A 6,274-nucleotide genomic window follows, 5' to 3' on the forward strand; every position below is an offset into this window, starting at 1 on the left:
GCACGGCGGCCGCACGGGCCGGCAGGCAGAGCGAGGAGGACGCCATGAGCGGCAAGCACACCATCCACCACATCGTGACCGGCGAGCTGGAGAGCTCGCTGTCGGTGAGCCTGCTGAACAGCGGCGCGCATCCGGATCTCGACCGCGAGTCCGTGCTCCCGTACGGCTACCGCCACGACATCCGGCGCCGGGACGGCAGCCTCAACGAGGGCGTGATGGTGCCGGTGCCGGTGTGGCTCATCGAGGGCGCGGACCGCACGATCCTCATCGACACCGGCCTCGGCGACCTCGACGAGGTCGCGGCGATGCAGTCGCGCTACGGCGTCGACTTCGTCGCCGAGCGCCGCGGGTCGCAGCAGGACATCGTCGCGGGCCTGGCCAGGCACGGCGTCCAGCCCGAGGACGTCGACGTCGTGGTCCTCACGCACCTGCACTTCGACCACATCGGGAACAACGAGCTTTTCCCGCGGGCGACCTTCGTCGTGCAACGCGACGAGCTGCCGCAGGGAATCGCGCCGCCGCAGTTCTGCATGTTCTATTACCCGGAGTACTCGTACAAGGTCACCGACGTACGCGACCGGCTCCGGGTGATCGACGGCGACGTGGAACTCGCGGACGGCATCAGGCTGGTGAAGATCGGCGGCCACACCCCCGGCTGCATGGTGGTCATGGTCGAGACCGGGAGCGGCACCGTCTGCCTCACCAGCGACGTCATGTACAACTACCGGAATCTGGAGCTGAACTGGCCGATGGGGTCCTTCTGGGACCTGGCCCAGCTCATGCGTGGATACGACCGGCTGCATCGCGAGGCCGACATCATCGTCCCCGAGCACGACTGGCAGTTCACGGAGCACTTCCCGAAAGGAACCATTCGTTGACGTTCCCTTCCCTGAGAGGAGGGGGTTCTTACGGCTCGCGCCGTGAGGCTTCCTGTTTCATCGCCGACTGCCCGCCCGGAGAACTCCGTTGAGGTCTTACACCAGCTCCGCAGGCTGTAACGGCCCGTCCGGCCGCCAGAAGGTTCTTCGCTGCGTTCACGTCCCGATCGTGGGTCGTTCCGCAGTCGCACGTCCAGGTGCGGACGTGCAGGGGCATCTTGTCTTGCAGGGTGCCGCAGGCGGAACACAGCCTGGAGGAGGGGAACCATCGGTCGACCACGATCACTGTGCGACCGTACCAGGCGGCTTTGTATTCCAGCATGCTCCGGAACTGCGACCATGCCGCGTCGCTGATGGCGCGGGCAAGGCTGTGGTTTTTGACCATGCTGCGTACGGTCAGGTCCTCGATCACGAGCGTTTGGTTCTCGCGCACGAGACGAGTGGTGATCTTGTGGAGGGCGTCGCGCCGGCGGTCAGCGACGCGGACGTAGACCTTGGCGACTTCGAGTCGGGCCCGGGCGCGGTTGGCAGATCCTTTCGCCTTCTTCGCCAGGTTGCGCTGGGCCTTCGCCAGGCGGGCACGGTCTTTGCGTTCGTGCCTCGGGTTAGCGATCTTCTCGCCCGTGGAAAGGGTCAGAAGGTGGTCGAGCCCGGCATCGATCCCTACCGCGTTCTCCTCTGTCGGGAGCGGCACCACGGTGGGGTCGTCGCACAGCAAGGAGACATACCAGCGCCCGGCAGCGTCTCGGCTGACAGTTGCCGTGGATGGCTTCGCGTCCTCGGGAAGGGGACGGGACCAGCGAATATCCAGCAGTTCCGTCATCTTGGCAAGGGTCAGTACGCCGCCGCGGAACCGGAAGCCCGAGGTGGTGTACTCGGCCGATGCACGGGACCTGCGCTTGGACTTGAAGCGCGGGTACCGCGCTCGCCTGGCGAAAAAGTTGGTGAACGCACCCTGAAGATGCCGCAGGCACTGCTGGAGCGGCACGGAAGAGACCTCATTGAGAAAGGCCAGTTCCTCGCTCCTCTTCCACGCCGTGAGCATCGCGGATGTGGCGTTGTAGCTCACCCGCTCCTGACGGACCGTCCACGCCGCACTGCGGGCCGCAAGCGCCATGTTGTAGACCTTCTGCACACACCCGAAGGTGCGCAACAGCTCTGCCGCCTGCGCATCGGTGGGGTAGAAGCGGTATTTGAACGCCCGCTTCACATGGTTCGCGGTCACGCTCACAAATTAGCGGGATCGCTGGATAAAGATCAATCCTGCCGGTCGCGGGGCTGGGATCCGCCCTGTCGGCGAGCCACTGACCTGTTGGCCTGCTCCGCAGGACCGTTTCCCCTCCGCCCTGAAGGACGGAGTATTCACGGAGGTAACCCGATGACCGCTAAGAAACTGCTGCTGCTCGGTGAGTCGTGGACCACGCACATGATTCACCAGAAGGGCTTCGACACCTTCACGACCACGGAGTACGCCGAGGGTGCGGGCCCGCTGACGGCGGCGCTGTCGCGGCGCGGCTGGGAGGTCGACCACCTCCCGGCGCACACCATAGAGCGGGACTTCCCCGCCGACGCGGCGCGGCTCGGCGCGTACGACTGCGTCGTCATCTCCGACGTCGGCGTGAACACCTTCCAGCTCACCCGCTCCGTCTTCACCGACGGCAACCAGGACGTGGACCGGCTGGGGATGCTCCGCGCGTACGTGGAGGGCGGCGGCGGACTGGCCATGGTCGGCGGCTACCTGTCGTTCGCGGGCATCGACGGCAAGGCGCGCTACGGCGCCAGCCCGCTCGCCGACGTCCTGCCCGTCCGGGTACTCGACCACGACGACCGCCGCGAACTCCCGGACGGCCGTATCCCCGCCCCGCGCCAGGAGCCGCACCCGGCGCTGCCGGAGGTGGCGGGGCCGTGGCCGTACCTGCTGGGCTACAACAAGACCGTGCTGCGGGACGAGGCGACGCTGCTCGCGGAGATCGACGGCGACCCGCTGATCGCGGTACGCGAGGTGGGCGCGGGCCGCACGTCGGTCTTCACCTCCGACATGTCGGCCCACTGGGCCCCGGCGGCGTTCACGGACTGGCGCGGCTACGGCGCACTGTGGGACGCGCTGCTGACCTGGACGGCGAGCGCCGTGCGGGAGACGGCGGAGCCGGCACCGCGTTAGCCCTCCGGGGGGAACAGGTGGGCCCGGCCGGGTACGGGAACGGCGCGCCGGGTCGGGACGGCCGGGCTGCGTGACGGCCGGCACCCGGCCGCGTGCCGGCGCCCGGCCGCGTCATCGGGGGTACGGCCGGGCAGCGCGCGCCCGGGTAATCGGAGGTGCCGCTGGGCCGCGCATGGCGCGTCGTCCCCGCCGGCGTCCGGGGCGCCGCCCTCGGTGCGGCTGCGCCGGCTGCCGCTCGACCCGCAGCCGAGCGGGTACGCCCAGTGGCGGGGCACCGTCCGGTCAACCCTGCGGGCCACCCCGCCGCGAGGCCCGCAGGGTTGACGCGGTCACGTCGCGCGGATACGGTCCGCAAGGCGTTTAGCAAGCGCTTACTGAGATCGTGGGATCCTCTTCTGGCAGGGGAGATGACGCAATGCGCAAGCACAGCGGGAGCGTTGCCGCGCGGGCCGTCGCGGCGGCCGCGGCGCTGGTCATGACCGCACTCGCGGCCGGGCCTGTGCAGGCGGTGCAGGGTGGGGACGCGGCGGACGGGGGCAGGCGGGGAGCGCCCGTCGTGTTGCCGGCGCTGGGGCCCGACCTCGTCGCGTACTACGACTTCGGCCATCCCGTCCCCGGCGACCCCGCCCGCGAAAGCGACCGCGGCCGCTCCGGCACCGACATCGCACTCGTCAACGGCGGCGCCGCCATGCGCGTGCCCGACCGTGCCTTCCCGGGCGCCGGGTCCGCGCTGCAGACCGCCCAGGTCTCCCCCGCCACCGCCGGGAACGACGACTGGAAGGCCGGCGTCTACCGCCCCGGCGGCGTGCCGAGCATGCACGCGTTCAGCGGGGCGCGGTCCGCCACCGTCATGGGCTGGTTCAAGATGACCGGCGACAACCCCTCCCCCAACTCCAACACCGCCAGCCCGAACGACCGTTACGGCGCCGTCGGCCTGGCCGGTGTGCTCGCCGGCAACTCCGACGGCCACGGCGTACGGGCCCTGCTGGAGCTGATCGAGGTCGACGGCGAGATGCGGCTCGTGGCGCTGGGCCGCCGGGTCGACGAGGGCGCCTCGCAGACGTTCGCCGCCGCCGAGGACTGGCGCCGGCTGCTGCCGCCCGACGAATGGGTCTTCCTGGCCGCGACGTTCGACTACTCCGACGGCACCATGGCGCTCTTCCGCAACGGCGAGCGACTCGACGGCTTCTACACCAACCCCGGCGACCCCTGGCAGGTCGGCGGGCCCGGCGAGCACCACGCCTCGCCCACCGATCCCGCGGGCATCAAGATCGGCGGGAGCTTCCCGCAGAACACCCGCGAGGGCAATCCCTGCAACTGCCGCATGGACAGCCTGATGTTCCTGGACCGCGAGCTGACCGACGGTCAGGTACGGGCGCAGTACCGGCTGATGGTCGCACCCCGGCCCTGAGCCGCCGCCCGGCGCCGCCCGGCGCGGCCACCCGGCCGCTCCGGCCCCGAGTGCGCCGTCCCCGGGTGCGCCGTCCCCGAATACCCCGTCCCCGAGTACGCCGTCCGCCGTACCACGCGCCCGCGCACAAGCACCCGCACCTCCAGAACGGAGCCCGGCATGCCCCAACCCAGCCGCCGAACGCCCCGCCTCCTCGCCCCCGCGCTCGCCGCCGCCGTGGCCGCGACCGCCTTCCTCACCGCCCCCGCCGAGGCCCGCACCGAGCCGACCGCCGCGCCGGGCGCGACCGCGGGCGCCGCCGCGCCCGGCGACTCCCTGCTCCCCAGGCCCGTACCCGCGAAGCTCGGCCTCGTCGTCGAGGAGTACGCGCAGTTCCCCGAGTCGGAGCCCACTCCCCCGCCGACCGACCCCCGGCTGATGCGGCACGCCCGGATCAACGCGCTCACCGAACTCCCCGACGGCTCCGGCCGCAAGGCGGTGCCCGACCTCAACGGCAAGCTGTACCTCGTCGAGGACGGCACGGAGCCCCGCGCGTACCTCGACGTCGGCGCCACCTTCGCGCCGCAGTTCTTCTCCGGCCAGGGCCTCGGCCAGGGCTTCGGCTACGCGGCCTTCCACCCCGACTTCGCGCGCAACGGCATCTTCTACACCGTGCACACCGAACTGGCCTCCACCACCGACAAGAAGCCGGACCTCACCCCGCAGCCCAACACCGGCTACCACGGCATCATCACCGAGTGGACCGCCGACGACCCGGCCGCCGGTACCTTCTCCGGCACCCGCCGCGAGGTGCTGCGCCTCGGGTTCAACGGCCGCATCCACGGCATCCAGCAGATCGCCTTCAACCCCACCGCCCGCAAGGGCGGTGCCGACTACGGCAAGCTCTACCTCGCCGTGGGCGACGGCGGCACCGGCGTGCGCACCACCGAGCCGCAGAACCTCGCCCTGCCGCACGGCAAGCTGCTGCGGATCGACCCGCGCGGCAGCAACAGCGCCAACGGCAAGTACGGCGTGCCCGCCGACAACCCGTTCGCCGACCGCCCCGGCGCCCTGGGCGAGGTCTACGCGTACGGCTTCCGCGACCCGCACCGCTTCAGTTGGGACAGCGGCGGCAAGCACCGGCTGTACCTCGGGCACATAGGCGAGCACGCCATCGAGTCCATCTACGAGGTACGGGCCGGGGACAACCTCGGCTGGAGCGAGCGCGAGGGCCCGTTCGTCTTCGACAAGAACCCGGCCGACCCGTGCGACGCGTACAAGCCGCTGCCGCCCGACGACGCCAAGTACGGCTACACCTACCCCGTCACCGCCTACGACCACGACCCGCCGGCCGACTGGAACTGCACCTCCGACGTCGGCCGGGCCGTCTCCGGCGGCTTCGTCTACCGCGGTGACGACCTGCGCAAGCTGCGCGGCACGTACCTCTTCGGCGACCTCGTCGACGGCCGCGTCTTCGGTACGAAGACGGGCGAGATGAACCGCGGCGCGGCCGAGATGGCGACGATCCACCAGCTCCGGCTCTACGACGCCGCCACCGGAAACCTCGTCACGGCGCAGGACCTGGCCGGCGACCGCCGCGTCGATCTGCGCTTCGGGCAGGACTCGGCGGGCGAGCTGTACCTGCTGGCGAAGGCGAACGGCAAGGTCTGGAAGGTCACCGGCACCCGCGGCCCCGCGCTGCCGTAGCCGGAGGAAGGCCGGCCCGTACGCAACGGGCGCGGGGGGGGCCCCCCCCCCCCCCCCCCCCCCCCCCCCCCCCCCCCCCCCACACCCCCCCCCCCCCCCCCCCCCCCCCCCCCCCCCCCCCCCCCCCCCCCCCCCCCC

The 6,274-nt window shown here is 71.3% G+C and carries 5 protein-coding genes; 4 read left to right on the forward strand and 1 reads right to left on the reverse strand.

Features of this window, described 5'->3' with window-relative positions; genetic code table 11:
• The first annotated feature begins 44 nt into the window (after window positions 1-44).
• The gene (locus ACFYVJ_RS23545) at window positions 45-878 is read left to right on the forward strand and encodes an N-acyl homoserine lactonase family protein (protein ID WP_388894667.1); all 834 of its coding nucleotides are present in this window, start codon (window positions 45-47) and stop codon (window positions 876-878) included.
• A gap of 28 nt (window positions 879-906) precedes the next feature.
• Here ACFYVJ_RS23545 and ACFYVJ_RS23550 read toward each other — a convergent pair whose 3' ends face one another.
• Window positions 907-2,103 carry an RNA-guided endonuclease InsQ/TnpB family protein gene (locus ACFYVJ_RS23550; protein WP_388894670.1) on the reverse strand — a complete coding sequence of 399 codons (1,197 nt, stop codon included), beginning with the start codon at window positions 2,101-2,103 and terminating at the stop codon, window positions 907-909.
• Window positions 2,104-2,256: 153 nt separating this feature from the next.
• On the opposite strand from ACFYVJ_RS23550, the gene ACFYVJ_RS23555 reads away from it, so the two are divergent.
• From ACFYVJ_RS23555 to ACFYVJ_RS23565, 3 genes are all read left to right on the forward strand, one after another.
• Window positions 2,257-3,039: a glutamine amidotransferase gene (locus tag ACFYVJ_RS23555; RefSeq protein WP_388894672.1), complete on the forward strand. Its 783-nt coding sequence runs from the start codon at window positions 2,257-2,259 to the stop codon at window positions 3,037-3,039.
• Between the two features lie 415 nt (window positions 3,040-3,454).
• Window positions 3,455-4,450 carry a hypothetical protein gene (locus ACFYVJ_RS23560; RefSeq protein ID WP_388894675.1) on the forward strand — a complete coding sequence of 332 codons (996 nt, stop codon included), beginning with the start codon at window positions 3,455-3,457 and terminating at the stop codon, window positions 4,448-4,450.
• Window positions 4,451-4,609: 159 nt separating this feature from the next.
• The gene (locus tag ACFYVJ_RS23565) at window positions 4,610-6,136 is read left to right on the forward strand and encodes a PQQ-dependent sugar dehydrogenase (protein WP_388894678.1); all 1,527 of its coding nucleotides are present in this window, start codon (window positions 4,610-4,612) and stop codon (window positions 6,134-6,136) included.
• Window positions 6,137-6,274 lie beyond the last annotated feature (138 nt).

This window comes from Streptomyces sp. NPDC004134 (assembly GCF_042874195.1).
GTDB lineage: Bacteria > Actinomycetota > Actinomycetes > Streptomycetales > Streptomycetaceae > Streptomyces.

Bases quoted from the DNA above. Each gene is read 5' to 3' on its own strand.
- ACFYVJ_RS23545 (WP_388894667.1), top strand. From the start codon at position 45: ATGAGCGGCAAGCACACCATCCACCACATCGTGACCGGCGAGCTGGAG.
- ACFYVJ_RS23555 (WP_388894672.1), top strand. From the start codon at position 2,257: ATGACCGCTAAGAAACTGCTGCTGCTCGGTGAGTCGTGGACCACGCAC.
- ACFYVJ_RS23560 (WP_388894675.1), top strand. From the start codon at position 3,455: ATGCGCAAGCACAGCGGGAGCGTTGCCGCGCGGGCCGTCGCGGCGGCC.
- ACFYVJ_RS23565 (WP_388894678.1), top strand. From the start codon at position 4,610: ATGCCCCAACCCAGCCGCCGAACGCCCCGCCTCCTCGCCCCCGCGCTC.